This window comes from Streptomyces sp. Qhu_M48 (assembly GCF_051305195.1).
Classification (GTDB): Bacteria; Actinomycetota; Actinomycetes; order Streptomycetales; family Streptomycetaceae; genus Streptomyces.
In genome coordinates this window covers 5658299-5684838 of record NZ_CP195432.1, presented here as the reverse complement: position 1 = coordinate 5684838, position 26540 = coordinate 5658299, and the positions used below count along the sequence as shown (strand labels likewise).

Genomic DNA, 26540 nt, shown 5'->3' with positions numbered 1-26540 from the left:
GACCGCGCGGGGCGCCGGCGCCCCCCCGGAGCCGTCGTGGACGCCGTACGGCGACGGCGAGGCCCCGACGGACCGTCACCTTCCCCCTGTGGTAGGACTGTTGCGGATTGCAAACAGGTGCCAACGGGGGGACGGGGACGTGGCGGTAACGGTGCCGGGGTGGGCGGACACGCTGCTCGATCTGATCGGGGTCGCGTGGCCGAACGTCGACGAGGACGCGTACCGCGACATGGCGGACGCGCTCCGCGAGTTCGCGGAGGACCTGGAGGACGACGGCCAGCTCGCGAACAACCACTTCGAGCGGCTGCTGTCCTCGGGGCAGGGCGAGTCGCTGGACGCGCTCAACGAGCACTGGGCGAAGGTCAAGAGCAAACACATCAAGGACATCGCCGGTGCGGCCCGGACGATCGCGGGAGGCCTGGACACCGCCGCGGGCGCGATCGAGGGCATGAAGCTCGCGGCTCTCGTCCAGCTCGGCTACCTCGCCGCCGAGGCGGGCATCGCGATCTCCCTCATCCCGGTGACCGGAGGCCTGTCGGCGCTGATCGGCGCGGCGGCGATGCGGGCCACGCAGGAGGTGATCAAGCGGCTGATCAAGGAGTGCGTGGAGGAGGCCGTCGGTTACGTCGTGGCGGCGATGACCGAGCCCGCCGTGGCGGCCCTGGAGGGCATGGCGGCCGATCTCGTCGTGCAGCTCGGCGCGGTGGCGATCGGGCTCCAGGACGGCGTGGACCTCGACCAGACGAAGGACGCGGGCAAGGACGGCTTCAAGGACGGCGTGCAGTCGGGCAAGGAGGCCATGAACCTGGCCTCCGCCGGCGGCGGTGGCGGGGGCAGGGCGCCGGGCGGCGGGTTGAAGAACCTGCACATCGAGCACTCCGAGCACACCCACGCCTCCACCCAGCTCAACGGCGTCAGTGTCGCCATCCACGGCAAGACGGCCGGCAAACTCACGAAGGCGAAGACCGCACACGGCCGCGCCCGGGGCCGTGACTCGATCGCGGATGCGATCGACCCGGTCGCCGACAAGGCCCTGGAGGCCCTCACCAAGGCCGCCAAGTCCATGGGCGACCACGTGGGCCAGACGCTGCCCAAGGTCGTCAAGCAGATCTCCGTCGACCACAAGAACACCGACCACGACCTCCGTGACCGCTTCGCCCGTCAGCGCAAGGGCGACCACGACGACAACGGCGGCAACGGCGGCAAGGGCGGCGGAGGCGGAGGCGGCGGCGGTGGTGGCGGCAACGGAGGGAACGACGGCTCCGGCGACGACCCCGGCGGCCGGCGCATCAGTCCGTCCCCGCCCTGGCACGGCAGTTCCGCCGGCAACATGCGGCACCACCGGACGGACCCGCTCGACGTCCGCCACCTCACCCCCGAGCAGCAGCGGGCGGCGCTCGTCCAGGAGGCCCACGACCTCGCGAATCAGGCGCGCAAGGCCGACCCGGAGAACAAGGACGACCCCAAGCACCAGATCGACCTGGCCAAGACCCACTTCCCGCCCGGCACGAACCTCCTGGACGGCTCGTGCGCCGGGGGCCTCCTGCACGACGGGGTCGTCACCGGCCACACCAGCGCCACCAAGGGAGCCGGCCAGAAGCTGCCCGACCTGCACCCCGCCATGCAGTCGATCTACGATCAGGTCGACCAGCAGATCAGAGCGGGTGGCGACTACCCTGGCGCGGGTCACGGCAAGTGCGCGGAGGCGCATCTCGTCTCGGACCGGCTCCGACAGCTGGACCCCACCGGCACGGGGATCAGCACGGTCGACGGCGTCCGCGACGCCATGCGGGGCGCGCAGGTCTACAGCGTGCAGATCGGCCACCAGGTCAAGCCGCACCCGCTGGGGCACGGTGAGTACAAGCCGCCGTGCCGGTCCTGCAGCATCGCCATGGACATGGCCGGGATCGCAGCCATCACCGGATGAGGAGCACAGAGCACACATGCCGCACATGAACACCCCGGAGGACGTCGACGCCTGGTTCCGGGAGTACGGATGGTTCCCGGGACGTGACGTGTCGGAGACCGTACCGGCGATGGTCGACGAGATCACCGGGCAGTACCGGGACGGAGGGTTCCCGGTGGAGCCCTTCGAGGCCGCGACGGCCTTCCTCGCCGAGCACGGCGGGCTGCGCCTCACCATCGACGCCAAGCGGGAGGACTACCTCTACTTCACGCCGTACCTCGGCTACCGGTCCGTGCCGTCGGATGTCGCCGAGCTGAGCCGCGACCTCGGTGTCCGGCTCTTCCCGGTCGGGCTCGACGGCTCGGAGGGATCGCCCGTCCTCATGGACGAACGGGGCCGGTTCTTCTTCATGCACCACACCGGCAACTACTACATGGGCGCCGACAAGTACGAGGCCATGATCGCTCTCGCCCACGCCCCCATGCAGGACGCGGAGGACTACTTTGTCTGACCTGATTCCGGGCACGGCGGCCTCCCTGCTCATCCGCGGCACCATCGTCAGCCACACCAACCTCGCCGGTGACGGCGAGCCGCATCTCCACCCGGCCGTCGGGGAGTTCTTCGACGGGCTCCCGCCCGCCCTGCGCGAGCCGTTCGTCGGCTACTGCGCCGAGTCCGCCCTCGTCTCCGACGAGCTCTTCGGCCTCGACCGGCAGCGGGGCGACGGCGGCACGGTCACCTTGGACGAGGCGGCACCGCACTTCGCGGGCGCCGCGCTCGTCGCCCGCAAGATCCGCCCGCACGGCGATCCCGAGCACGGTACCGAGGCCGAGGTCTGCCGTTCGTGCTCCGCGCTGCTCGACCGGCTGGGGATCGACGTACTCCACGACGAGGCGTGAGGACCGACGGTGGGTGACGTACGGAGCGCCGGCACGGCGAGCGGAGCCGTGCCGAGCGCCGACATGCCGGCCGAGGCCGGTTGGCACGCGGGGCGGGACGCCGGGGACGCCGCCCTGTCGGCGATCCTCACGACGGTGACGGTCGGCGGGGGAAGCGTCTTTCCCGCCGCCGAGGGGGCCCTCCGCGAGTTCCACGGCCTCCGGATCCGCGCCGCCCCGCACGGCGGGCGGGAGGTCGCCGCCACCGGCTGCGTCGTCGACCCGCGGGAGGCCCGCTTCGCGAGCCCGCAGCTGGACCGCCTCGGCGGTGACCTGGGACTCCGGCTCTTCCCCTTCGGCCGCACGGACGCGGACGCGGCGCTCGCCGTCGACGAGGAGGGCCGGCTTCTGGCGCTCGGCACCGGAGGAGCCTGGTTCCTCGGCGCGACCGTACGCGAGGGCCTGGCCGCCCTGACCGAGGGCGTCGCGCCGGTACGGCTCCGCCCGCCCCGGTGGCGCTTCCCGCTGCCGGGCCTCCCCGCCGACCTCGCCGGGGCCGTGCGGGCCGCGCTCGTGGCCGTCTACGTGCTGCACAGCTCGGGCGTCTTCGGCGCCCGCGCGGTGCGCCTGCGAGCCACCACCTTCCGGGGGATCGGAGTCGTGGCGGTGGACGAGGAGTTCCGGCTGCGGCGGGGCGCACTGGAGGAGAACGCGGAACCGCTCACCGAGGCGATGAGCGCCCGGCTCGACGCGGCCGGGGTCCGCGCGGGCGGCTGCGAGCTGACCCTGACGGTGACCGCTCCGCCCGGGACCGACGGGCCGTCGGCCACGGTGGAGTGCGGGGTGACGGTGGGCGGCGACCGGACCGACGGCCCCGCGCTGACCCTCTCGGCGGGCCTGTCGACGTCCTTCGGCCCGGCGGCGAAGGCCCTGGGCGCCTGCGCCGACGCCCTCGCCGACTGGTCGGCGGCGACCGCGGGGACACCGGTCTCCTGAGGCGCCCGGGGACGGCGGGCCGACGGTCAGTGGACCGAGAAGCCGCCGTCCACGAAGAGGGACTGGCCCGTGACGTACGCGGAGGACGTGCTCGCGAGGAAGACCGCCGCGCCCGCGAAGTCCTCGGCGAGACCGTTGCGGCCGACCATCGTGCGGGCCGCGAGCGCGGCGACCTTCTCCGGGTCGGAGGAGAGCCGCCGGTTGAGCGCGGTCATGACGAAGCCGGGGACGAGGGTGTTGGCCGTGACGCCGTACGGGGACCAGGCCTCGGCCTGCGAACGGGCCAGCGACTCCAGGGCGCCCTTGGACACTCCGTACGCCCCGCTCTGCACGAACGCCCGGTGCGCCTGCTGCGAGGTGATGTGGATGATCCGCCCGAAGCCGCGCTCGGCCATGCCGGGGCCGAAGCGCTGACCGAGCAGGAACGGGGCTTCCAGGTTCACGGTCATCGTCGTGTCCCACACCTCCTCGCCCAGCTCGCCGAACGGCGGGCGGAGGTTGATCCCCGCCGAGTTCACCAGGATGTCCGGCTCCCCGAAGACGGCGGCCGCCGCCTCCGCTCCCGCCTTGATGCCCGCCCGGGTGCTCAGGTCGGCGCTCACCCACGCCGCCCGACAGTCGTCGGCCGTCAGCTCGTCCACGGTCGCGACGAGTTCGGCCTCCTTGCGGGCCACGACCACGACCCTCGCCCCGGCACGGGCCAGGGCACCGGCGATGGCCCGGCCGATCCCGGAACTGCCTCCCGTGACGAGGGCGGTGCGCCCGTCGAGGGAGAACAGCCCGGAGAGATAGCCGGCGGGGGTCGTGCTCATGGGTCGTGCTCCTCGTGTCGTGCGGTGCTCAGGCCAGCCGGGTCAGGAACTCGGTCCAGACGGCGGGGGAGAGGGCGAGCTGCGGACCCGTGACGTTCTTCGAGTCGCGGACGTGGACGGTGGTGGGGCAGGAGGCGACCTCGACGCAGTCACCGTCGCCGCCGCTGCTGTAGCTGGACTTGTGCCAGGACAGGGCGACTTCGACGCAGTCGTCGCCGCTGCCGCCGCTGTAGCTGCTCTTGAACCAGGCCAGGTCTGTGGTGCTCATGGCGCTCCTCGCATCTCCTGCAACAGGCTCGCGGAGTCCTCTGCGGAGAGAGCCTGTGCTCGCATCCTGGCATACCGCTTCTGGAGGATGCTGACCTCTTTGGCGTCGGAGATGAGGTGGGCGGCGCGCTGGCCCTCGCAGTAGGCGTACCACTTGTTTTCCGTGGTTTCCAAGAGCTGCACGGGGCCGTCGAGGCCCGCGTGGTGCCCGCGAGTCTGCGGCATGATCTGGATGTCGATGTTGCGCCGGACGCAGATGTCGAGGATGTGGTCGATCTGCTCGCGCATGACCTCCGGGCCGCCCGTCTGACGCCGCAGCACGTGCTCCTCGACGATGAAGCTGTAGATCGTGTGGGGGCGTTCGGTGAGCAGTTTCTTCCGGTCCATTCGGGCGGCGAGATTCGCCTCGATCTCGTCGTCACCCAGTGCTGGGAGCTGCTTCTCGAAGAGCGTCCTCGCGTACGCCGGAGTCTGGAGCAGTCCCGGCACCAGACGGTTCTCGTACGTGTAGAGCGTCACCGCCCTGAGCTCCAGGTTCGCCCACTGGCGGAACCACTTCGCGAGCCCCGGCTTGCGCGCCAGGTGCTTCGCCGCGCCCCGGATCACCCCGAACGCGTCGAGCAGCTCCTCCGACCGCTCCACGAAGTCGGCGGACGGTAGACGTCGCCCCTGCTCGATCGAGGCCACCGTCGGTACCGAGTACCCGACGCGCGGCGCGAAGGCCTCCTGCGTCAGCCGGGCCCGCTTCCGGAAGGCCTTGACCACCTCCCCGAAGGCCTTCAGGCTGTCCGACGTCTCCGGTTCGCCGCCGCTCTGTCCCTCGTCCGGTACTTCGTCCGTCACTCCGGCCACCTCCCGCACCCGTGCACGCGCACTGAACGCGACCATGCTCACGGGCAGTTACCGATACTGTCCAGACTGTGAACCCGTACGCTGTCGGAGCGTACGGGTTTCTGACCTGGTGACAGCTTCCGGAACGCCGTCACATTGGCCCCATGACCTCCCCCGTGACCCGCGAAGAGACCGTCACCGTACGTGTGTTCACCCAGTGCTTCAGCTCGACACCGCGCGGCGCCCGTCTCGCCCGCCGCCTCGCTCTCCATCAGCTGGACCGCTGGCAGCTGCCGTACGGCTCCGAGGCCTCCGACACCGCCGGGCTCCTCGTGGCGGAACTCGCCGCCAACGCCGTCACCCACGGGCGGGTGCCCGGACGGGACTTCGAGCTCACGCTGGTGTACACACCGGGGCTCCGGCTCCGGGTCGACGTCTCCGACACCCGGGGCGAGCGGCTGCCACGTCCCGCCGCCCCCGGGCCCCTGGACGACGGCGGGCGCGGGCTGTTCCTCGTCGAGGCGCTGGCCTCGCGGTGGGCGGTGCTCGACCGCGTACCGGTCGGGAAGACAGTACGGGCCGAGCTGGACCTCGGGTCCGCGTCCTCGTTGCCGACGGCGGGCAGCCGGGCCCCGGCCGGTGCGCCGACTCCGCCCCGCGACGCCGCCGGGCCGCCCGCCCTATCGTGATCACCGACAGGGCACGACCGAAGGGGGAACCGGAACATGGCAGTGACGTCACAGAAGGCCACAGGGATCATGGGTCCACGCGCGAGCTTCTGGTTCGCGCTGGTTCTCACGCTGCTCCTGGCCGCCCTCTCGGGTCTCGTGATGTTCCCGGCGGCCCAACACCTTCAGTCCCTGAAGAACGGACGGCCCGCTCAGGCCACGCTGGAGTCGATCCCGCCGTGCATGACGGGCGGCTGCCGGATCGGCTTCCAGGCCGAGGGCCGGACCGTGGAGACGAACCTGCCGGTGGGGAGCAGCGGCAGGATCAAGGTCGGCGACCGCCTGGACATCCGGTACCGGGCGGACGACCCCCGGGTCGTCGCCCGTGCCGGGGACGTCGACGGCGGTGGGGCGGCGGTGCTCGCCGTGGTGTCGGGGGCCGCGGCCGTGCTCTTCGCGGGGGCCACGGTCTGGTCCGCCCTCCTCCTGCGGCGGCGGGGCCGCGCGGCGTGAGGGTCCGGGTGTCCGGGCCGCGGAGGACCGCAGCCCGGACACCGCCGTCGGCTAACCGGCGGCCCCGCGCGCCGGCGCCGGGGCGTACCCCGCCGGCCGGGTGGTGAACGTGCCCCGGCCCTGGGTGCGGCCGCGCAGCCGGGAGGCGTAGCCGAAGAGTTCGGCCAGCGGCACCGTCGCCGTCACCACCGCCGTACCGGAGCGGGTCGTCCGGTCCGTCACCCGGGCCCGGCGGGCCGCGAGGTCGCCGAGGACGGAGCCGACGGACTCGGCGGGGACGGTGACCGTCACGTCGGCCACCGGCTCCAGGAGTGTCATCGCGCTCGCACGCAGCGCCTCGCGCAGCGCGAAACGGCCCGCCGTGCGGAACGCCATCTCCGAGGAGTCCTTGGAGTGCGTGGCGCCGTCCGTGAGCGTGACCCGGACACCCGTCACCGGATGTCCGCCGAGGGGACCCTCGACGAGGGCGTCCCGGCAGCCCGCCTCGACCGCGCGGACGTACTCCTGCGGGACGCGGCCGCCCGTGACCGTTGACGCGAAGACGAACTCCTCGCCCTCGGGCGCCGGTTCGACGTCGATGACGACGTGGGCGAACTGGCCCGCGCCGCCGTCCTGTTTCACATGACGGTGGAGCAGACCGGTGACGCCCTTCGCCACCGTCTCCCGGTAGGCGACCTGCGGACGGCCGACCGTGACCTCAAGGCCCCGGTCGCGCCGCAGCTTCTCCACCGCCACCTCCAGGTGCAGTTCGCCGAGCCCGGACAGCACGGTCTGGCCCGTCTCCGGATCGGACCGCACCACCAGGGACGGGTCCTCCTCCGACAGCCGGGCGAGCGCCGTCGCCAGCCGGCCGGTGTCCGTGGACCGGCGGGCCTCCACCGCGACCGACACCACCGGGTCGGCGGTGGTCGGCGGTTCGAGGACGACCGGCGCGTCCGGGGCGCACAGCGTCGCCCCGGCGCGGGCGGCCTTCGGGCCCACGACGGCGACGATGTCACCGGCGCGCGCCTCGTCGACCTCGCTCGCCCGGTCCGCCTGGACCCGCAGGATGCGGGCGATCCGCTCGGTGCGGCCGGTGACGGCGTCCAGCACGGTGTCCCCCTTCCCGATCGTGCCCGCGTAGACGCGGACATAGGTCATACGGCCGGTGGCCGTGGCGCTCACCTTGAACGCGAGCGCCGTGAACGGCGCCGTCGGGTCCGCCGGCACCTCCCCGCGCACCGGCGGCATGTCCGACGGGGCCGGGAGGTACGCGACGACGGCGTCGAGAAGCGGTTCGACGCCCCGGTTGCGGTACGCCGAGCCGCAGAGCACGACCACGGCCCCGCCGGAGAGCGTGAGGTCGCGGAGCGCGCCCGTGAGGGTCTCCGGGGAGAGCGTGCCCTCCTCGCAGAACTCCTCCAGGGCGCCCGCGTGCAGCTCCGCCACCGTCTCCTCCAGGAGACGCCTGCGGCGCGCGGCCTCGTCCCGCAGCTCGTCCGGGACGGGGCCGTCGGTGTACGTGTCGGCGCCGTCGGCCCACACGTACGCCCGCATCCCGACCAGGTCCACGACGCCGGTGAAGCCGTCCTCCCGCCCGACGGGGAGCTGGACGGGCAGCGGGACGGTCCCGAGGCGGGTACGGATCGACTCCACGGCGGTGTCGAGCTCCGCGCCCGCCCGGTCCAGCTTGTTGACGAAGGCGATCCGCGGAACGCCGTGCCGGTCGGCCTGTCGCCACACCGTCTCGCTCTGCGGCTCGACGCCCGCCACGGCGTCGAAGACGGCGACGGCGCCGTCGAGGACGCGCAGCGAGCGTTCGACCTCGTCGGAGAAGTCGACGTGGCCCGGGGTGTCGATCAGGTTGATCCGGTGCCCGGCCCAGTCGCAGCTGACCGCGGCGGCGAAGATCGTGATGCCTCGGTCCCGCTCCTGCGGATCGAAGTCGGTGACGGTGGTGCCGTCGTGGACCTCGCCGCGCTTGTGGGTCGCACCGGTGAGGTACAGGAACCGCTCGGTGACGGTGGTCTTGCCCGCGTCGACGTGGGCGAGGATGCCGAGGTTGCGGACGCGGTCGGTGAGGTGGGTACGCACGGTGTCGTGCCTTTCGCTGCTGCGTGGAGATGCGGGGCAGCGCGATGCCCGGACGACGGGCCGCCGGTCAGGAGGACGGCGGGAACGTCACGGGTCGGCGGTGGCGGGCGCGCAGCCGCCACCGGCCGGAGGGAGAGGCGAGGATCACGTCGTACCGGGCACGGGAGGAGGACGCGGCGACGGCGGCACGGCTGCGCACGGTCCTCTCCCTTCGGTCGAACGGCCTCCGGCGCACCGACCGGGGCGCCGAGACGTGAGTGTAGGGAGTCGGACGGATCGGGCGACAGCGGTTTTCGAGGGCGGTCCGCCGGTCCGCCCTGGCGAGGCGCGGGCGGGGCAAGTACCGGCCAGAATGGGGAGTTGGCCGTATCTCGTCTGCCTCGCCGTCCTCCTCGGGCGCTTAATGGTCCTCCCGCGGTGCGCGGGTGCGAGTGACGAGGACACGGGGGAACGCATGGACTCCACGGGAAACAACGGGCCGACGCCACCCGGGCCCGCGCCGTCCGGGCCGCCACCTCCGAGGAACCCGCCCCCGACGGTCCCGCCTCAGCCGGCGCCCCAGCGGCCGTGGGAGCGATCCCCGGCGGTCCAGCGCGACGGCACCCTGATCCTCCAGGTCAGCCGCCGGATCCTGTGGGTGGGCTCGGCTGCCATCCCGCTGCACAACATCACCCGGGTCGAGGCCTTCAGGCTCAAGCCCGACCGGGGCGCGGCCCTCCTCCGCTTCCTGAAGTGGCTCGTCGTCGCCGTCGTGGTCTACGCCGTGATCAACACCGTGAACGGCGGTGAGGAGGGCATCGGGGACAGCGGCGGCCCCCTGCTCTTCGTCGTCCTGGTCGCCCTGGCCGCGTTCCTCTGCAAGGAGCTGTTCGAGCCGGCGCGGTCGGTGCTGGCCGTGGAGACGGCCGGCGGCTCCGTCGCGCACGTCACCCTGCCGAGCGTGGACGAACTCCGGGAGATCGCCGGGCGGATCGCGTACGCGATCGACAACCCGGAGGCCGAGTTCACGGCGATCGTGCAGCAGTTCAACAGCAACAACACGAACAATTTCGGCCCCGTGGTCAACATGAACGGGGGCCGCAACAACAGGGGGATCAACCTGTGAGCGACACGACCAACAACTACGGCCCCGTGGTCAACATGGACGGCGGCCGCCAGAACGTCGGCATCAACTACGGCACCGTCGGCGCCGCCTCCCAGGGCGACGAGCTCCGCGCCGCCGTCGAGGAGCTGACCCGCCTCCTCGGGCAGCTGCGCCCCCATCTCACCCCGGAACAGGACCGGACGATCGAACAGGCCCTGCCCGAACTCACCCCCGACCGCGCCGCCCTGCGCGAGCGCGGCATCGTCCTGGCGTCCGTCGCGCAGATCGCGGCCGCCGTCGGCGCGGTGGGCCAGCCGGTGGTGGAAGCGCTGGGACGGCTCATCCCGTTGCTGGGCTAGGCCTGGCCGACAGGGCGCCCCTGGGCCGTCGCCGCCCGGGCGCACGACGGCCCGCCGAGATCATCGGCGGGCCGTCGTGCGCGGTGCGCGTGAGCGGACTACGCTACGCGGCCGGGCCGGCCGGCTGGAGCAGGTCCCAGCGGTTGCCGTACAGGTCCTCGAAGACGGCGACCGAGCCGTACGGCTCGTGCCGCGGGTCCTCCAGGAACTTCACACCGGCCTCCGTCATACGGGCGTGGTCGCGGGCGAAGTCCTCGGTGTGGAGGAAGAAGCCCACCCGGCCCCCCGTCTGGTTGCCGACGGAGGCCTCCTCGGCGTCGTTCTTGGCGCGGGCGAGCAGCAGGCCCGCGTTGCCGAGGCCGCCGACCCCGGCGGCGCCGCGCGGGCGGACGACCACCCAGCGGTTGCCGCCGCCCCGGTCGGTGTCCTCGACCAGGTCGAACCCGAGGGCGTCGGTGTAGAAGGCGATGGCCTCGTCGTAGTCACGGACGACGAGGGTCACGAGTGCGATGGACGGCATGGGGCAAACGTAGTACGTATGAATCTACCCGCGTCAACCGGCACGCCCGGTGTGACAATGCCCGTCATGGACGCGCAACAATTCGAGCGCCTGGCCGCCCGCGCGCGTGCCCTCATCCAGCCGCCCGAGGGGCCGGCCGGAGGGGGTACGGGAGGACCGGTCCAAGGTCGCGCCGACCGCCCCGCCGCCCGCCGTGTCCTCGGGCTCGCCGGTCCGCCCGGGGCCGGGAAGTCCACGCTCGCCGCGCGGCTCGTCGACCGCCTCGGCGGGCTCGCCGTCCTCGTCCCCATGGACGGCTTCCATCTCGCCCAGGCCGAGCTGGAGCGGCTCGGACGGGCCGACCGGAAGGGCGCGCCCGACACCTTCGACGCCGCCGGGTACACCGCGCTCCTCGCCCGGCTGCGCGCCCCCGTCCCCGGCACCACCGTCTACGCGCCCGCCTTCGACCGCTCCGTCGAGGAGCCGATCGCCGGGGCCGTACCCGTCGGGCCCGAGGTCCCGCTCGTCGTCACCGAGGGGAACTACCTGCTGCACGACGAGGGCGCCTGGGCCGGGGTCCTGCCCCTCCTCGACGAGGCCTGGTACCTCGACCTGGACGACCTCCGGCGCGTCCCCCGGCTCGTCGAGCGGCACGTCCGCTTCGGCAAGGACCGGGCCCGCGCCGAACGCTGGGTCCACGACTCCGACGAGGCGAACGCCCGCCTGGTGACCCGCGGCCGCGCCCGAGCCCACCTGATCGTGACGATGGACTAGGGCCCCGTGGCTCGGACCGGACCGGGCCCGATCCGGAAAGCAGGCCCCAGGGGCCCCTGCCCCCCCGCATCAGGCCGAGCCCGCCGCGCGCCGCCCGGCCGCCACGGGGAGTGCGGGGGAGGGGGGGCCGTGGGGACCGGGCGGGCCCGCACCCCCGCTTCCCGCGCACGTACGTCACCGTCGTCCGTCCACCGGGCCGAACTCCTCCTCCTGGCCGGCGCGGACGCCGAACCCGGCTCCCCCGCGGCCGAGTTCACCCGACGGCTCCAGAGCCGACACCGGCAGTCGCTACCCTGTGCGCAACGGCGACGGAAGGCGGGCAGGGTGGGGTGGCTGCGACGAGGACCCAGGCGGGACGGCGACGACGCACCGAGGGACCCCGAGTTCGCGTACTTCTCACAGCGCGAGGCCGCGATGTTCCGCGGCCGGGTCCGGGAGACCTTCGCCGAACTCGGCCTGGAGGTCAGCGTCTACGCCGACCACGTCGTCGACGACAAGGGACGCCGCTTCGGCCTCGGCAACCTCGCCGCCGTCTGCCACCAGGACCGGCGCGGCCCCCGCGTCTGGCCGGGCATGATCCACCGGCACATCGGTCTGGTCGTCCGCGCCATGGACGGGCCGTCCGCGCTCGACACCCTGCCGCCCGAGCAGATCCGCTCCCAGCTCTACCCCCGGGTCGTCAGCGGCGACGGCATCGACGCCGCAGCCTTCGGCTATGCCAGGACCGTCGCCCCCGGGCTCTACGAGGTCCTCGCGCTCGACCTGCCGGAGAGCGTCATGATGCTCACCGACGAGGCCCTGGACCGGCTCGGCGACCACGCCCAGCTGCGCGACCGCGCCCTGCGCAACCTGCGCGGGCTGCCCGTCGAGGAGCACGAGACCGTCCGCGACGCCGACGGCATGTCCTTCGAGATCATCCTCGGCGACTCCTTCTACACCGCGAGCCGCGTCCTCGACCTCGACGGCGTGGTCCGCAGGGTCACCGGCCTGCCCATAGGGGAGCACGGCGCCCTGGTCGCCCTGCCCTTCCGGCACCAGCTCGCCTTCCACCCCATCCGGGACACCTCGATCATCCCGGCCCTCGGCGCGATGGCCTCATTCGCCGCCTCCGGGTACGAGGACACGCCGGGCGCGATCAGCCCGTACGTCTTCTGGTGGCGCGGCGGCACGCTCACCCAGCTCAGCGAGCACGACGAGGAGCGGGGGGACCTGCGGATCGTCGTCGGCGACGACTTCCAGGAACTCCTGGAACGGCTCATCGCCCAGGGCCCGGGCCGCTGACCGGTCGCGGCCGGACGCCGCGCCCGGCAGGATGCTGTACGTCCAGGACGCAGCGGCCCGAAGAGGAGAGACCCATGTCGAGCAGCCCCGCCCCGGAGCCGGAGGCACCGGAAGAGGTCGCGCCCTTCACCGCGGACGACTACCGGGCCCGGATGGCCCGCGCCGCCGAGTCCGCCGCCGACGCCGGGCTCGCGGGCGTCATCGTCGCCCCGGGCCCCGACCTCGTCTACCTCACCGGCTACCAGCCCACCGCGATCACCGAGCGGCTCACCGCCCTCGTGATCGCCCCCGGACAGGAACCGGTGCTCGTCGTCCCGACCCTGGAGGCCCCCGACGCCGAGAAGGCCGCCGGGGCCGCCGCGCTCACCCTGCGGGACTGGACCGACGGCAAGGACCCGTACGCCGTCACCGCGCCCCTCCTCGACGTCGACGGCCGCTTCGGCGTCAGCGACAACGCCTGGGCCATGCACCTCCTGGGCCTCCAGCAGGCCCTGCCGGGGACCTCGTACGTCTCCCTCACCGAGGCCCTGCCGATGCTCCGCGGGGTCAAGGACGCGCACGAGCTGGCCCGGATCGCGGCCGCCGGAGCCGCCGCCGACCGGGCGTACGGCGAGATCCTCACGGTCCGCTTCGCGGGCCGCAGGGAGACCGACGTCGCCGCCGACCTCGCCGCGCTGCTCCTGCGCTTCGGGCACTCGCAGGTCGACTTCACTGTCGTCGGCTCGGGCCCCAACGGCGCCAACCCGCACCACGAGGCCGGCGACCGGGTCATCGAGCACGGCGACATGGTCGTCCTCGACTTCGGCGGCCTCAAGCACGGCTACGGCTCCGACACCACCCGTACCGTCCACGTCGGCGAACCGACCGACGAGGAGCGGCGCGTCCACGACCTCGTGCGCGAGGCGCAGCAGGCCGGCTTCGAGGCGGTACGCCCCGGGGTGGCCTGCCAGGACGTCGACCGGGCCGCCCGCAAGGTCATCACGGACGCGGGCTACGGCGAGTACTTCATCCACCGCACGGGCCACGGCATCGGTGTGACGACACACGAACCCCCGTACATGATCGAGGGCGAGGAACTCCCCGTCGTGCCGGGCATGTGCTTCTCCATCGAGCCCGGCGTCTACCTCCCGGGGCGCTTCGGCGTCCGCATCGAGGACATCGTCACGGCGACGGAGGACGGCGCGGGGCGCCGCTTCAACAACACCCCGCACGAGATGGCGATCGTCGAGTAGCCGACCGCCTCGGGCGGTGGCCCGGTGGCCCGGCCGCCGGGCGCCGCCCGGCGGGCAGCCCCGCCCCGGCCGGCGCCCGTTCAGCCGCCCGTTCAGCCGTCCGTGAGGACGACCGCCGACTCGGCGGGGACGCGCAGGACCCCGTCCGCCGCCGGCGCCCGGACCGGTTCCCAGGCCGCCAGGACCCGGTCCCGGCCGTTCGAGCCGAGGGGGATCACCGCCGCTTCCCCGCCCAGGTTCACGGCCACCCGCAGGACCCCGCGGCGGAAGACCAGCCAGCGGGCCTCCTCGTCGAAGGCCACCTTCACGCCCGCCAGGTCCGGGTCCGTCAGGTCCGGCAGGGTGCGGCGCAGGGCGATGAGTTCGCGGTGCCAGGCGAGGAGCCGCTTGTGCGGGTCACGCTCGCGCTCGCTCCGGTCGAGGACGGAGCGGTCCCGGGTGGCCGGGTCCTGCGGGTCGGGGACCTGGTCCTCGTCCCAGCCGTGCTCCGCGAACTCCCGCCGCCTGCCCCGCCGTACGGCCTCGGCCAGCTCCGGGTCGGTGTGGTCGGTGAAGTACTGCCAGGGCGTGGTCGCGCCCCACTCCTCGCCCATGAACAGCATCGGGACGGACGGGCCGGTCAGGACGAGGGTCGCCGCGCAGGCGAGCAGACCGGGGGAGACGGAGGCCGAAAGGCGGTCGCCCAGCGCCCGGTTGCCGATCTGGTCGTGCGTCTGGGCGTAGCCGAGGAAGCGGTGGGCGGGGGTGCGCTCCCGGTCCACGGGACGCCCGTGCCGGCGTCCCCGGAACGCCGAGTAGGTGCCGTCGTGGAAGAAGACGTGGGTGAGGGTCTTGGCGAGCGCCGCCATCGGGGCGCGCGCGAAGTCCGCGTAGTAGCCCTGGGACTCACCGGTCAGGGCGGTGTGCAGGGAGTGGTGGAAGTCGTCGTTCCACTGGGCCTGGATCCCGATCCCGCCGAGCGTGCGCGGGGTGGTCGTGCGCGGGTCGGCGAGATCGGACTCCGCGATCAGGAAGTGCGGCCGTCCCTGTTCCCCCGCGAGCTCGTCGACGGCCGCCGACAGCTCCTCCAGGAAGGTGAGCGCCCGGGTGTCGGCGAGCGCGTGCACGGCGTCGAGCCGCAGCCCGTCGATCCGGTAGTCCCGCAGCCAGGCCAGCGCGCTGCCCCGGAAGTACGCCCTGACCTCGTCGGAGCCCGGCGCGTCCAGGTTCACCGCCGCGCCCCACGGGGTGTGGTGGGTCTCGGTGAAGTACGGGCCGAAGGGCGGAAGGTAATTGCCGGAAGGGCCCAGGTGGTTGTGGACCACGTCCAGGACCACGCCCATGCCGAGCCCGTGCGCCGCGTCCACGAACCGCTTCAGGGCCTCCGGACCCCCGTACGGCTCGTGCACCGCCCACGGCGCCACCCCGTCGTACCCCCAGCCCCGCACCCCGGGGAAGGGGCACAGCGGCATCAGCTCCACATGGGTGATGCCCAGGCCCGCCAGCTCCCCGAGGCGCGTGGCCGCCGCGTCCAGGGTGCCCTCCGGGGTGAAGGTGCCGACGTGCAGCTCGTACAGGACCGCGCCGCGCGGCCGCAGCCGCGGGGAGTCGTGGCGCCAGACGTACGCGGAGTGGTCGACGACCGCGCTCAGCCCGTCGGGCCCGTCGGGCAGCCGACGGGAGCGCGGGTCGGGGAGCACGGGCCCGCCGTCCAGGGAGTAGCCGTACCGGTCGCCGTCGTCGGCGGGCACCACGCCCGTCCACCAGCCGGCCCGCTCGGCGTCCCGCTCCAGGGGGTGGCCGGTGCCGTTCAGCTCCAGCGTCACCCGGTCACGGGCGTTCGGCGCCCACACCTCGAAGAGCACGGGAATCCCCTCGTCGACGGACCAGTCACTCCACGACTGACTACCGCGACCATCCTGGCAGTCAGGAGTCCGCCACGCCCGGCGCGTCCCACACGTAGTTGATCGCGCGCTCGAACGTCGCATAGCCCGTTCGGGCGAAGGACGCCGCCATCGGCATGTTCCCCAGGTCCGTCGCCGCCCGGATCCGGGGCACGTCGACGGCGGCCAGGATCCGCGTCCCCTCCGCCAGGATGTCGTCGCTGTAGCCGTGCCCGCGATGCGCCGGAAGCACACCGATGTACGCGATCGTGTGGTGGTAGTTGTTGCGCGCGGGGACGACGAAGCCGACCGGCTCACCGCTCTCCGGCAGCTGCGCCACCCGCCACCACTCGCGGGGCGAGGTGTAGTGCGCGAACTCCTCGTCGTAGTGCTGCTCGGCCGCCTCCCGCGGCGACAGGCCGGAGGCCAGATCGGCCTGCCCGTGCGCGTCGAGGGTGCCCTCCATCACCGGGGTCATCAGGGCGACCAGGTCCTCGCGGTCCCGCACCGGGCGGAACTCCAGCCGGCCCTTCGGCTCCGGTACGGGGGTGCCGGGCCGCCACTCCAGACGGAGCCGCTCGACGAGAGGGCGGGCGCCCGTCCGCTCCAGGGCGCCGAAGACGGACTCCAGGACGGACCGGGTCTCCGGCACCTCGCGCCAGTCCGCCGGCATGTACCGCTCGAACTCCGGGCGCTGCCGGTCCGCCGGGATCACGGCGGCCGTGGCGGTCTCCAGGAGCCGCACGCCGACCTCGACGCGCTCCTCCGGCGACAACTCCGGGGCGAGGTCGAGGAAGTCGAGGATCTGGGGCTCGCCGCCGGCCGCCTTCACCCACCAGGAGAGCCGGCCGAGAAGGCGGTCGCCGTCGAGCGCGACCCACATCCACTCGGGGCGGCGGCGGCCGGTGGCGAGATCGTCGGCCACCTCGTGGTCGAGCGTGTAGGTGAGACGGAGGAACAGGTCGAGTTCCTCGGGTCCGGCGAGCGGACGTATGACGAGGTCGCGGTCGGCGGCGCCGCCGGGGTTGCGCTGGTCGGGCGTGGTCACGTGGTGTTTCCCCCGGGGGATCGGTGTTTCGGAAGACGGCAGACGGTAACAGCGATCTTGAACGACGGGTACGGAGTTTCCGTGCCGGGGGCCCTTCTGGACACTTCGGGCCCGGCGGACCGACAATCACGGGTGTGACGACCCCTTTCGAGCTTCCGGCGAACACCCCTCGGCTCACCGACGCCGAGCGGGACCGCGCGCTGGTGCTGCTCCGTGAGGGCGCCGCGCAGGGCCGCCTCTCGCACGACACGTTCGTCTTCCGGATGGAGCGCGCGCTCCAGGCCAGGAGACCGGACGAACTCGCCCTGCTCACCGCCGACCTGAGGACCGAGGGCACCTGGTCCCGGCGCGTGGTGGGCGTGGTCGAGCGGATGTCCGCGTTCACGGCGAAGCTGGGGCACGCCTGGCACGCGGAGCGGCTGCCGAAGCTGCTGCTGCCTCTGCCCGGCCCGCATCCGCTGCGGATAGGCCGTGACCCGGTCAACGGACTCCGGCTCAGCCACGAGACGGCCTCCCGGCTGCACGCCGAGCTCTCGCTGCAGAGCGGGCTGTGGGTGCTGCGCGACCTCGGCTCGACGAACGGCACGACCGTGAACGGGCGGCGGGTCACGGGCGCGGTGGTGGTGCGGGCGGGGGACGTCGTCGGCTTCGGCCAGATGTCGTTCCGGCTGTCGCTCGACTAGCCACGAGTCGCCCCGCTGCCTCGGCCTCTCGTCCGCCCCTTCACGCGTTCACCTGTTCACCCGTTCGGCGGTATGCGGCGGGCGGTGCGGGGCGCCCGGTGATGGGCTGGGGGGACGCGCGCCACGATCTCCGGCCGCGGCACCCACCGCCGACCGACAGGGGGCGCGATGTCCGACGAGCCGAACCGCGAGCAGGGCCGAGGCATAGGCGACGACCGGCCGGAGACGGGCACGGGGCACGACCGGCCGGAGGCGGGCACGGGGCACGACCGGCCGCAGACGCCGCCGGGGGACCCCTGGACGCGGCTGCCGGCCATGGCCCCGGCAACGCCCGGGACCGCCGGCCGCACGGGCGCGAGGACGGTCGTCCGGTCCTCCTCGCCCGAGACCGCCCCGGAGGCCCCCGCCACCCCCGCCGCCCCCTCCTCACCCAGGGCCGCCCCCGTCCCGGCCGCATCCCCCGTGGGCACCCCCGTGCGGGGCGGTCGCGCCCCCGTGGCGGGCCGGGTGCGGACCGTGCCCGATCCGACCGCCGCGGGACCCGCCGGACGCGGCGGCGCCCACGGCCCCGGCGCCAGGACCGTCGCGCCGAGCCCCCTCGACCCCGGCGCCTCGCGCGACCCGCACGCGATCCACCGGATCCTGCGCGAGGAGTTCCCGCTCACCTACGACCCGCTGCTGCGGGCCTGGGTGCTCAGCCGGTACGCGGACGTGGCCGCCGCCCTCACCGACAGCCGCTTCACGCACGGACACCGGCCCGGTGACCCGCCGTGCGCGCGGGCCCATGTCGACGTCGACGTCGAGGCCCTCCGCTCGGTCACCGAACGCACCGCCTACGTCCTGGCACGCCGGATCGCCGAGCGGCCGAAGGCCGACCTGGTCGCCGACTTCTGCCACTGGCTGCCCGCCGGAACCGTCGCCGCCGCCGTCGGCGTCCCGTACCGGGACATGATGCGGCTGGTGCGGGGCAGGGCGGCCGGTGCCCTGGCGGGGGAGTGCGGCGGTCAGATCGCCGTACGGGAGAAGGCCCTGGCCTCGTTCCTCGGCAACGTCCTCGCGGACCCCGACCAGGTCGCCGCCCTTCGCGACGCGCCCGCCGACCTGGTGGGCCGCGCCTGGGCCGAGTCGCTGCGCCGGGACCCGCCGGTCCAGATCGCCGTGCGCCGGACGAGCGCGGAGGTCCCGGTGAGCGGGGGCGCCGTCCCGGCCGGCGCGTCCGTCGCCCTGCTGGTCGGCTCGGCGGGCCGGGACCCGGAGCGCTTCCGCGAGCCCGACCGCTTCGACCCGTTCCGCGACGACCCGGGCCAGCTCACGTACGGGAGCGGCTTCTGCCCGGCCGTCGTCCTGGCCGGCCTGGAGGCCGAGTACGCGCTGCGGGCCCTGTTCACGGCCATGCCCCGGCTCCGTCTCGCCGAGGGCTTCCGCCCCGTCTCCGCCGGTCTCATCACCCGCGCGCCCCGGACCCTGATCGTCCGTCCGCACGGCTGACCCCCGGGGCGCGGCGGGCGGCCGTCCGCCGCGCCCCGGAGCCGCCGGCGTTCAGTCGGCCGTCCGCGCGAGCAGCGCCACCGGCCGGTCGGCGAACAGCTCCGCCAGCTTCAGCTCCGTCGCCGGGCCGCCCGTGAACTCCCGTACGCCGTCGAAGACATCGGCCCAGCGGCCCGGCGGCAGGACCAGCTCGGTGTCCTGCCAGCCCCCCGCCTCCCAGAGGCGCAGGGGGAGCCGGGTGACGGCGGTGATCACCTGGTGGGAGCGGCTGAAGGCCAGGCAGTGGGCGGCGGCCGGGCCCTCGGCGGCCAGGGGGACGTACGTGCCCGTGGCGGCGAAGGCCTCCGGACGCGCGCGGCGCAGGCCCAGGGCCGCGCGGACCAGGGCCGTACGGTCGTCGTCCGCGCCGGTCGCGAACGGGGCCCGGTTGTCCGGGTCGACCAGGGCCCGGTACTCCCGCTCGGTGTTCTGGTAGAGCTCCGGCACGCCCGGCATCGTCAGCTGGGTGAGGAGCGCGCCCAGCGCGTGCGCCCGGATGTGCGGCTCCAGGGCGAAAGCCGCCTCCGAGGCCGCGCGGAGCGGGATCCGGCCGGGACCGGCCGCCGCGAACTCCGTCACCGCCCGCTCGTACTCCTCGTCGGGCTCGGTCCAGCTGGTCCGCAGCCCCGCCTCCCGTACGGACTTGAGGATCGCGGGGCCGAGCCGGTCCGGGTCCGGCGTGCCGAAGCCGAACGCGGTCTGCCAGGCCGTCCAGGCCACGTGCGCGTCGGGTGCCGGTACCCCCGCCACCTCCCCGAGGAGCTCCGCCCACACCTGCGGGCACTGGGAGAGGACCGCGATCGCGGCCCGGACGTCGGCGCTGCGCTTGGTGTCGTGGGTGGAGAGCACGGTGCCGGTGCCGGGCCAGTCCCGGGCGATCCGCAGGCAGTACGCGTGGAACTCCTCCACGGACACGGCGGGGCGTCCCGCGTCGCCGCCGACCTCGTTCGCCGAGAGCAGCGGGGTGTACCGGTAGAAGGCGGTGTCCTCCACGGACTTGGCCCGCAGCGCCGAGGAGGTCTGCGCGAACCGGGCCCGGAACGCCCGGTGCGCGGGGCCGTCGCCGAGCGTCCCGAGCGCCAGGTCCCGTACGACGTCGACCGCCGCCGCCTCCTCCGGAACCGCGAAGGCGGCCTTCGCGCCGCGCGCCGCCTCCGGGGTCAGCACCCGCTCGCCGCCGGTCCGGTAGGGACGGTAGACCGGCACCCGGACGAGGAGCTCACGGACCGCGGTGCGCAGCGCCCAGGGCGCGTGGTCCCGCAGGGCGGGGTCGGCGGCGCAGATCCGCTCCGCCATCCGGGTCAGCGCGGCCGTCTCGGCGGCCAGGTCGTGACCGACCACCTCGTAGGCGGCGCGCCGCTCGGTCGCGTCCCAGCGGCCGCCCCTGTCCCCGGCCTTGCCGACGGACTCCCGGTACAGATCGGCCAGTTCGTCGGCGCCGACCGGGTCGGTGAAGACCCCGTCGACGTGCCGCAGGGCGTCGTACCCGGTGGTTCCGGCGACCGGCCAGGCGGCGGGCAGCGTCTCCGGTCCCGTGAGGATCTTCTCCACCACCGTCCAGCAGCGCCCGCCGGTCGCCGCCGCCAGGTCCTCCAGGTACCCCTGCGGGTCGGCGAGTCCGTCCGGGTGGTCGATGCGCAGCCCCTCGACCACGCCGTCCGCGACCAGCTCGACGATCTTCGCGTGGGTCGCGGTGAACACCTCGGGGTCCTCCACCCGCACCCCGATCAGCTCCGAGATGGTGAAGAAACGCCGGTAGTTGAGCTCGGTACGGGCGAGCCGCCACCACGCGAGGCGGTACCACTGGGCGTCGAGGAGCTCGTCGAGCGGCAGTCCCTCGGTGCCGGGGCGGAGCGGGAACTCCTGCCCGTCCAGGTGCAGCGTCCCGCCCGAGACCCGCAGGCGGTCCCGGACCTCCGGGAGCCGGGCGGGCAGCACCGGAAGGAGCAGGCGGCCGTCCTCCGCCTCCCGGTCCACGTCGAACCAGCGGGCGTACGGCGACGACGGGCCGTCACGGAGCACCGCCCGGAGGGCGTGGTTGTGCGTGGCGGAGGCGGCCATGTGGTTGGGCACCAGGTCGACGACGAGGCCGAGACCGTGCGCCCGCGCGGTCGCGGCGAGGGCCCGCAGCCCCTCCTCGCCGCCGAGTTCGGCCCGCACGGACCGGTGGTCGGTGACGTCGTACCCGTGGGTCGAGCCGGGCACCGCCTCCAGGACGGGCGAGAGGTGGAGGTGCGAGACGCCGAGCTCCGCGAGGTACGGCACGGCCCGCTCGGCCGCCGCGAACGGGAACGAGGGCTGGAGCTGGAGCCGGTAGGTGGCGGACGGGAGGGCGGGACGCGACGGGGCGGAGGGGGAGGCGGAGCCGGACGGGAGGGAGGTCATGCGAACGTACGTACCCCGCGGGAGGGCTTCTGTGTCATCGCCCCATGCACCCGTTCGTGTGCATCGCGTTACGTTCGCCCGATGCTCAGGACGTATCGCGACACCCTCTCGCCGCTCGGCCGGGCCCTGCCCGTCGTGTCCTTCCTCGGCCGGCTGCCCACCGCCATGTGCCAGCTCGGCAGCCTTCTCCTGGTCGCCGAGACGAGCGGTCGGGACGGTGCTCTCCCTCGACGGCACCCTCGACGGGGTGTCGTTCGTCCCCGGCCCCGCGCTCGTCGGTCTCGCCGCCGCCCCCGCCCACCTCGCCGCCGCGCTCCTCCTCGCGGCCCTGCTGCTCACCGTCTGCGGGACGGCCTTCGCCCTCCATCCGACGTCCCGGGCGACGGGGCGGGAGCCCGCCGCCTCCACCCGATCGGGTGCCGCCGAACGGGCGCGGCTAGCGTGCCCGCCGCTCGGCTCGCCGAGTCCATGGCCTTCCTCACCAGCGGGATCGTCGGGGGCCAGGCCCTCGCCCTGGCCGCCTCGGGACGGCTCGCCGAAGGCCACGGCGCCCCCGCCGCCTTCGCGGTGGCGGTGGGGGCGGCCGTGGCCTGCGCGGTGCTTTCCTGGACGGTACGGGCCGGGCCCGTACCGTCCGTCGGGAAGGAGCCCTCCCTCAGACCGGCCGGCGCAGAACGGTCAGGCTGAGCGGCGCGAGCGTCACCCGCTCGCCGCCCGCCAGCTCCGGGCCCTCCAGCGGCGGCATGCCCTCCGGGTCGGAGGTGTCCACCACCGTGCGCCAGCAGGCCCCGTGGCTGTCCGGGACGGCGAACTCCAGCTCCCTCGACGAGGCGTTGAACATCAGCAGGAAGGAGTCGTCGGCGATCCGCTCCCCCTGGGTGCCCGGCTCCGAGATGGCGTTGCCGTTGAGGAAGACGGTCAGCGCCTGGGCGTGCGCCGCCTGCCAGTCGCGGGCCGTCATCTCCTCGCCCTCGGGCGTGAACCACGCGATGTCGGTCAGCTCGTCGTGGGTGCCCTCGACGGGCCGGCCGTGGAAGAAGCGCCGGCGCCGGAAGACCGGATGGTCCCGGCGCAGCCGCACCATGGCCCGGGTGAAGCGGAGCAGGGTGGTCTCCGCCGCGTTGTTCTCCTTCGGCCAGCGCACCCAGGACACCTCGTTGTCCTGGCAGTACGCGTTGTTGTTGCCGCCCTGGGTGCGTCCGAACTCGTCGCCGTGGCTGAGCATGGGCACCCCCTGCGAGAGCATCAGGGTGGCGAGGAAGTTGCGGGACTGGCGGGCGCGCAGCTCGGCGATCCCGACGTCCTCGGTGTCACCCTCCACACCGCAGTTCCACGAGCGGTTGTGGCTCTCGCCGTCCCGGTTGCCCTCGCCGTTCGCCTCGTTGTGCTTGTCGTTGTACGAGACGAGGTCCCGGAGGGTGAAACCGTCGTGACAGGTCACGAAGTTGACCGAGGCGAGCGGCCGCCGCCCGTCGTCCTGGTAGAGGTCGGAGGAGCCGGTGAGCCGGGAGGCGAACTCGGCGAGCGTGCGCGGCTCGCCCCGCCACAGGTCCCGGACGCAGTCCCGGTACTTGCCGTTCCACTCGGTCCACAGCGGCGGGAAGTTGCCCACCTGGTAGCCGCCCTCGCCGACGTCCCAGGGCTCGGCGATCAGCTTCACCTGGCTCACCACCGGGTCCTGCTGGACCAGGTCGAAGAACGAGGACAGCCGGTCCACCTCGTGGAACTGGCGGGCCAGGGTGGCCGCCAGGTCGAAGCGGAAGCCGTCCACGTGCATCTCGGTCACCCAGTACCGCAGGCTGTCCATGATGAGCTGGAGCACGTGCGGGGAGCGCATGAGCAGCGAGTTCCCCGTGCCGGTGGTGTCCATGTAGTACCGGGGGTCGTCCGCGAGCCGGTAGTACGAGGGGTTGTCCAGGCCCCGCATGGAGAGCGTCGGGCCCAGGTGGTTGCCCTCGGCGGTGTGGTTGTAGACCACGTCGAGGATGACCTCGATGCCCGCCTGGTGCAGCGCCCGTACCGCCGACTTGAACTCCAGGACCTGCTGGCCCCGGTCGCCCCAGGAGGCGTAGGCGTTGTGCGGGGCGAAGAAGCCGATGGTGTTGTAGCCCCAGTAGTTGGAGAGCCCCGCGTCCACGAGCCGGTGGTCGTTCACGAACTGGTGAACGGGCATCAGTTCGAGCGCCGTCACGCCCAGTTCCTTCAGGTGCCCGATCACCGACGGGTGCGCGAGTCCCGCGTACGTCCCGCGCAGCTCCTCCGGAAGGTCCGGGTGGAGCATCGTCAGGCCCTTCACATGGGCCTCGTAGATCACCGTGTGGTGGTACTCGGTGCGAGGGCGCCGGTCGTCGCCCCAGTCGAAGTACGGGTTGACCACGACCGAGGTCATCGTGTGCGGCCCCGAGTCGAGGTCGTTGCGCGCGTCGGGCCGCCCGAAGGGGTAGCCGTACACCGCCTCGCCCCACTTGACCTGACCCGACACCGCGCGCGCGTACGGGTCGACGAGCAGCTTCGCCGCGTTGCAGCGCAGCCCGCTCTCCGGGGCGTACGGGCCGTGCACCCGGAACCCGTACCGCTGACCGGGCATCACGCCCGGCAGATAGGCGTGCCGGACGAACGCGTCGCTCTCGCGCAGCTCCACAGCCGTCTCCGAGCCGTCGTCATGGAGCAGACACAGCTCGATTCTGTGGGCGGCCTCGGAGAAGACCGCGAAGTTGGTTCCCGCTCCGTCGTAGGTGGCGCCCAAGGGGTACGCCTGTCCCGGCCAGACCTGCATGGATATGACTCTTCCTCTTCTGTCCGGGTTCTAGAGCTGTTCTTCGGCCAGATATTGCCTGAAAGAGGGGCGACGTCCTAGGACTTCGCCCCGTCCTACCGGGTGACCGCGGAACAAGAGGGGGATAGAGGGGGAAGTATGTACGAAATAGGGCGCCGCCACCCCGGGAAGGTGGTGGCCGGAGCGGCCATGGCGGTGACGGGGAACGCCGTCGCGGTCGCGGTCGGTCTGCCGGGGGTCCCGGTGGGGGAGACCGGGCCCAGGCCTGCGGCGGGCACCGCGCGCGGCGGGGGGAACGGCGGGGGCGGAGGAACGGCGGCGACGGACGGCACCGGCGCGGCGGAGTCCGGCACCGGGACACGGGGACAGGCGCGGGGCGCCGCGCCGCCGCCGGCCCCGCGACCGCCGCCACCGCGCCGGTGGCAGCGTGGACACATGGGTCGACGGGGAGACTCTGGTCAAACCGTCCGTCTGGGTCAACATCGGGTCCCACCACGTCGCCCGGGACGAGGGCCGGCAGGCGATGCCGGTCCACCGGCGGGGCTTCCAGCTCGCGCCCGGGGACGTAACCGCTATGAATCCGCTCACTCCGCCCGATCTCGCCTCCCGGAACGGACGGCCCGATCGGGGGAGTTGAGGAAGGAGCCTGACGATCCTGCTGCACCGCCTCCCGCTCGCGGAGTACCCTTCCTTGATCGTTGTCGGACCGGTCGACACGGGCGTCCAGGAGCAGAAGGCGGTGCGCGGGTGAGCTCGGGAGGTCTGGAGCTGCCCCCAGGTGATGCGGGTCGCGAGGGGGGTCCCGCCGACCCCGCCGAGGCGCCGCCCGGCACCGTCACGCCGCCGGGTGCCGCGCCGCCCGGGACCGTCGCCGTCGCCCGCCCGGTCGAGATAGGGGCGGAGCTCGACTGGGACGCCGAGGCCTGGAGCGAGGTCCGCACCCGCGCCCAGCGCGCCGGACGGGCCTACATCTGGCTGAACCTCGTCGAACAGAGGCTCCGCGCCGTGGTCGCCGCCGTCCTGCGGCCCGTGTACGAACCCGTGCACGGCGAGGAGTGGGTGGTGGCCGCGGCCGGCCCCGCCGGGCAGGAGTGGGTGCAGCGGGCCGTCGCCGTCCGCGAGGTCTCGCGCCGCAAGGGCTACCTCCTCGACCCGGCCGACGACAACGTCCTCAGCTTCCTCACGCTCCCGCAGCTGCGCGAGCTGATGGTGCAGCACTGGCCCTGCTTCGAGCCCTACTTCGACGACCGGCGCGAGGTCGAGCTCGCCCTCGACGAGCTGGAGGTCACGCGCAACGTGGTCTCCCGCAACCGGGCCCTGTCGCTGACCGTGCTCGCCCAGTCCGAGCGGGCCTCCGCCCGCATCCTGGAGATCCTCGGCAGCGGCGCGGGGGCGCCCTCCGCCGACCGGCTGCCCGTGGACGCGGTCGAGGACCTCGTCGGGGACCGGTACGCGGACGTGGTCTCCGTCCACCCCGACCGGGTCCGCCTCCAGAGGCAGCTGCCCGCCGAGGACCTCTTCGGCGGGGCCCGCCGTCTCGACGCCACCGGCATAGGTCTCAATCTGCTCGTGCAGAACTTCTCCGGCCGCCGCATGGTCCGGCTCGCCGAGTCCGGCTGCCGGACCCGGCTCCTCTTCCTCAACCCCGCGAGCAGCGCGGTCAAGCGCCGTGAGCGCGAACTCGGCCTGAAGAAGGGCGAGCTGAGCCGCTCGGTCGAGATGAACATCCTCCACATGCGCCGGGTCCGCTCCAAGCTCCGAGACCCGGGCGCCTTCCAGATCCACGTCTTCGACGAGACCCCGCGCTTCACCGCCTACCTGGTGGACGGCGACGGACCGGACGGGGTCGGCGTCGTGCAGTCCTATCTGCGCCGGGCCCGGGGCATGGAGGCGCCGGTGCTCGTCCTGCGCGGCGGCGAGCGGAACGTGGTGCGCCACGGACAGGGCCTCCGGGACGGCGATCACGGACTTTTCGAGACATACCGGGAGGAGTTCGAGTCCGTCTGGCTCGACTCCCGGCCCGTCTCCTGACCCCCGACGGGGGCGTCCGGGGGCGTTGTCAGTGGTGCGTGCGAGGGTGGTCAGC

At 73.6% G+C, this 26540-nt stretch carries 24 protein-coding genes and 2 pseudogenes; 16 read left to right on the top strand and 10 right to left on the bottom strand.

Annotation, left to right across the window (positions count from 1 at the left end; all coding sequences use genetic code 11):
* Positions 1 to 139: 139 nt before the first annotated feature.
* The 4 genes and pseudogenes from ACRRSS_RS25725 to ACRRSS_RS25710 all read left to right on the top strand — a co-directional run.
* Positions 140 to 1873, top strand: a pseudogene (locus tag ACRRSS_RS25725) (YwqJ-related putative deaminase); the annotation flags it as partial.
* Positions 1874 to 1943: 70 nt separating this feature from the next.
* Positions 1944 to 2417, top strand: coding sequence for an SUKH-3 domain-containing protein (locus tag ACRRSS_RS25720; protein ID WP_351899018.1), 474 nt, complete (start codon positions 1944 to 1946; stop codon positions 2415 to 2417).
* Positions 2410 to 2805 (top strand): YwqJ-related putative deaminase, encoded by a 396-nt coding sequence (locus tag ACRRSS_RS25715; protein ID WP_435973483.1) that lies wholly within the window; start codon positions 2410 to 2412, stop codon positions 2803 to 2805. The genes ACRRSS_RS25720 and ACRRSS_RS25715 overlap by 8 nt, the downstream gene beginning before the upstream one ends.
* Positions 2806 to 2814: 9 nt before the next feature.
* Positions 2815 to 3780, top strand: coding sequence for an SUKH-3 domain-containing protein (locus ACRRSS_RS25710; RefSeq protein WP_435973482.1), 966 nt, complete (start codon positions 2815 to 2817; stop codon positions 3778 to 3780).
* Positions 3781 to 3806: 26 nt separating this feature from the next.
* Here the strand turns inward: ACRRSS_RS25710 and ACRRSS_RS25705 are convergent, their stop codons facing one another.
* From ACRRSS_RS25705 to ACRRSS_RS25695, 3 genes are read right to left on the bottom strand one after another with little or no spacing between them, the layout of a single operon-like run.
* Positions 3807 to 4592 (bottom strand): SDR family NAD(P)-dependent oxidoreductase, encoded by a 786-nt coding sequence (locus ACRRSS_RS25705; RefSeq protein WP_435973481.1) that lies wholly within the window; start codon positions 4590 to 4592, stop codon positions 3807 to 3809.
* Positions 4593 to 4620: 28 nt separating this feature from the next.
* Entirely contained in the window at positions 4621 to 4860 is a 240-nt protein-coding gene (locus ACRRSS_RS25700) for a DUF397 domain-containing protein (protein ID WP_435973480.1), read from the bottom strand.
* A complete protein-coding gene (locus ACRRSS_RS25695; protein WP_435973479.1) occupies positions 4857 to 5702 on the bottom strand; it encodes a helix-turn-helix domain-containing protein in 846 nt (281 codons plus the stop codon). The genes ACRRSS_RS25700 and ACRRSS_RS25695 overlap by 4 nt, the downstream gene beginning before the upstream one ends.
* A gap of 152 nt (positions 5703 to 5854) precedes the next feature.
* Between ACRRSS_RS25695 and ACRRSS_RS25690 the strand changes: the two genes are divergently transcribed.
* Both ACRRSS_RS25690 and ACRRSS_RS25685 read left to right on the top strand, forming a co-directional pair.
* Complete coding sequence (locus ACRRSS_RS25690; protein ID WP_435973478.1) at positions 5855 to 6379, top strand: ATP-binding protein; 525 nt, start codon at positions 5855 to 5857, stop codon at positions 6377 to 6379.
* Between the two features lie 36 nt (positions 6380 to 6415).
* Complete coding sequence (locus tag ACRRSS_RS25685; RefSeq protein WP_435973477.1) at positions 6416 to 6871, top strand: hypothetical protein; 456 nt, start codon at positions 6416 to 6418, stop codon at positions 6869 to 6871.
* Positions 6872 to 6922: 51 nt separating this feature from the next.
* On the opposite strand, the gene fusA is transcribed toward ACRRSS_RS25685, so the two are convergent.
* Positions 6923 to 8944, bottom strand: coding sequence for an elongation factor G (gene fusA / locus ACRRSS_RS25680; RefSeq protein WP_435973476.1), 2022 nt, complete (start codon positions 8942 to 8944; stop codon positions 6923 to 6925).
* Positions 8945 to 9011: 67 nt separating this feature from the next.
* Positions 9012 to 9143, bottom strand: a complete 132-nt coding sequence (locus ACRRSS_RS25675; RefSeq protein WP_435973475.1) for a hypothetical protein — start codon at positions 9141 to 9143, stop codon at positions 9012 to 9014.
* Positions 9144 to 9398: 255 nt separating this feature from the next.
* Between ACRRSS_RS25675 and ACRRSS_RS25670 the strand changes: the two genes are divergently transcribed.
* Entirely contained in the window at positions 9399 to 10049 is a 651-nt protein-coding gene (locus ACRRSS_RS25670; RefSeq protein WP_435973474.1) for a DUF6232 family protein, read from the top strand.
* The gene (locus ACRRSS_RS25665) at positions 10046 to 10387 is read left to right on the top strand and encodes a hypothetical protein (RefSeq protein ID WP_351905842.1); all 342 of its coding nucleotides are present in this window, start codon (positions 10046 to 10048) and stop codon (positions 10385 to 10387) included. The genes ACRRSS_RS25670 and ACRRSS_RS25665 overlap by 4 nt, the downstream gene beginning before the upstream one ends.
* 103 nt (positions 10388 to 10490) lie before the next feature.
* Here the strand turns inward: ACRRSS_RS25665 and ACRRSS_RS25660 are convergent, their stop codons facing one another.
* Complete coding sequence (locus ACRRSS_RS25660; protein WP_435973473.1) at positions 10491 to 10907, bottom strand: VOC family protein; 417 nt, start codon at positions 10905 to 10907, stop codon at positions 10491 to 10493.
* A 66-nt stretch (positions 10908 to 10973) separates the two neighbouring features.
* On the opposite strand from ACRRSS_RS25660, the gene ACRRSS_RS25655 reads away from it, so the two are divergent.
* The 3 genes from ACRRSS_RS25655 to ACRRSS_RS25645 all read left to right on the top strand — a co-directional run bounded on the left by ACRRSS_RS25655 (position 10974) and on the right by ACRRSS_RS25645 (position 14173).
* Positions 10974 to 11660 (top strand): nucleoside/nucleotide kinase family protein, encoded by a 687-nt coding sequence (locus ACRRSS_RS25655; protein WP_435973472.1) that lies wholly within the window; start codon positions 10974 to 10976, stop codon positions 11658 to 11660.
* 324 nt (positions 11661 to 11984) lie between these two features.
* Positions 11985 to 12941, top strand: coding sequence for a hypothetical protein (locus ACRRSS_RS25650; protein ID WP_435973471.1), 957 nt, complete (start codon positions 11985 to 11987; stop codon positions 12939 to 12941).
* A 74-nt stretch (positions 12942 to 13015) separates the two neighbouring features.
* Positions 13016 to 14173 carry an aminopeptidase P family protein gene (locus tag ACRRSS_RS25645; protein ID WP_435973470.1) on the top strand — a complete coding sequence of 386 codons (1158 nt, stop codon included), beginning with the start codon at positions 13016 to 13018 and terminating at the stop codon, positions 14171 to 14173.
* A gap of 92 nt (positions 14174 to 14265) precedes the next feature.
* On the opposite strand, the gene treZ is transcribed toward ACRRSS_RS25645, so the two are convergent.
* Positions 14266 to 16017: a malto-oligosyltrehalose trehalohydrolase gene (gene treZ, locus ACRRSS_RS25640; protein ID WP_435973469.1), complete on the bottom strand. Its 1752-nt coding sequence runs from the start codon at positions 16015 to 16017 to the stop codon at positions 14266 to 14268.
* Between the two features lie 61 nt (positions 16018 to 16078).
* Positions 16079 to 17083, bottom strand: coding sequence for a GNAT family N-acetyltransferase (locus ACRRSS_RS25635; protein ID WP_435973468.1), 1005 nt, complete (start codon positions 17081 to 17083; stop codon positions 16079 to 16081).
* Between the two features lie 134 nt (positions 17084 to 17217).
* Here ACRRSS_RS25635 and ACRRSS_RS25630 point away from each other — a divergent pair, with 134 nt between their 5' ends.
* Both ACRRSS_RS25630 and ACRRSS_RS25625 read left to right on the top strand, forming a co-directional pair.
* Entirely contained in the window at positions 17218 to 17766 is a 549-nt protein-coding gene (locus tag ACRRSS_RS25630) for an FHA domain-containing protein (RefSeq protein WP_435973467.1), read from the top strand.
* A gap of 168 nt (positions 17767 to 17934) precedes the next feature.
* The gene (locus ACRRSS_RS25625) at positions 17935 to 19254 is read left to right on the top strand and encodes a cytochrome P450 (protein WP_435973466.1); all 1320 of its coding nucleotides are present in this window, start codon (positions 17935 to 17937) and stop codon (positions 19252 to 19254) included.
* A gap of 51 nt (positions 19255 to 19305) precedes the next feature.
* Here ACRRSS_RS25625 and treY read toward each other — a convergent pair whose 3' ends face one another.
* Complete coding sequence (treY, locus tag ACRRSS_RS25620) at positions 19306 to 21678, bottom strand: malto-oligosyltrehalose synthase (protein ID WP_435973465.1); 2373 nt, start codon at positions 21676 to 21678, stop codon at positions 19306 to 19308.
* Positions 21679 to 22119: 441 nt separating this feature from the next.
* Here treY and ACRRSS_RS25615 point away from each other — a divergent pair, with 441 nt between their 5' ends.
* The gene (locus ACRRSS_RS25615; protein ID WP_435973464.1) at positions 22120 to 22365 is read left to right on the top strand and encodes a hypothetical protein; all 246 of its coding nucleotides are present in this window, start codon (positions 22120 to 22122) and stop codon (positions 22363 to 22365) included.
* Here the strand turns inward: ACRRSS_RS25615 and glgX are convergent.
* Positions 22334 to 24454 carry a glycogen debranching protein GlgX gene (gene glgX, locus ACRRSS_RS25610; protein ID WP_435973463.1) on the bottom strand — a complete coding sequence of 707 codons (2121 nt, stop codon included), beginning with the start codon at positions 24452 to 24454 and terminating at the stop codon, positions 22334 to 22336. The genes ACRRSS_RS25615 and glgX overlap by 32 nt on opposite strands.
* A 415-nt stretch (positions 24455 to 24869) precedes the next feature.
* Between glgX and ACRRSS_RS25605 the strand changes: the two are divergent.
* Together ACRRSS_RS25605 and ACRRSS_RS25600 are read left to right on the top strand one after the other, a co-directional pair.
* Positions 24870 to 25091 (top strand): annotated as a pseudogene (locus ACRRSS_RS25605) (copper amine oxidase); the annotation flags it as partial.
* Between the two features lie 110 nt (positions 25092 to 25201).
* A complete protein-coding gene (locus ACRRSS_RS25600; protein WP_435973462.1) occupies positions 25202 to 26485 on the top strand; it encodes an SAV2148 family HEPN domain-containing protein in 1284 nt (427 codons plus the stop codon).
* Positions 26486 to 26540 lie beyond the last annotated feature (55 nt).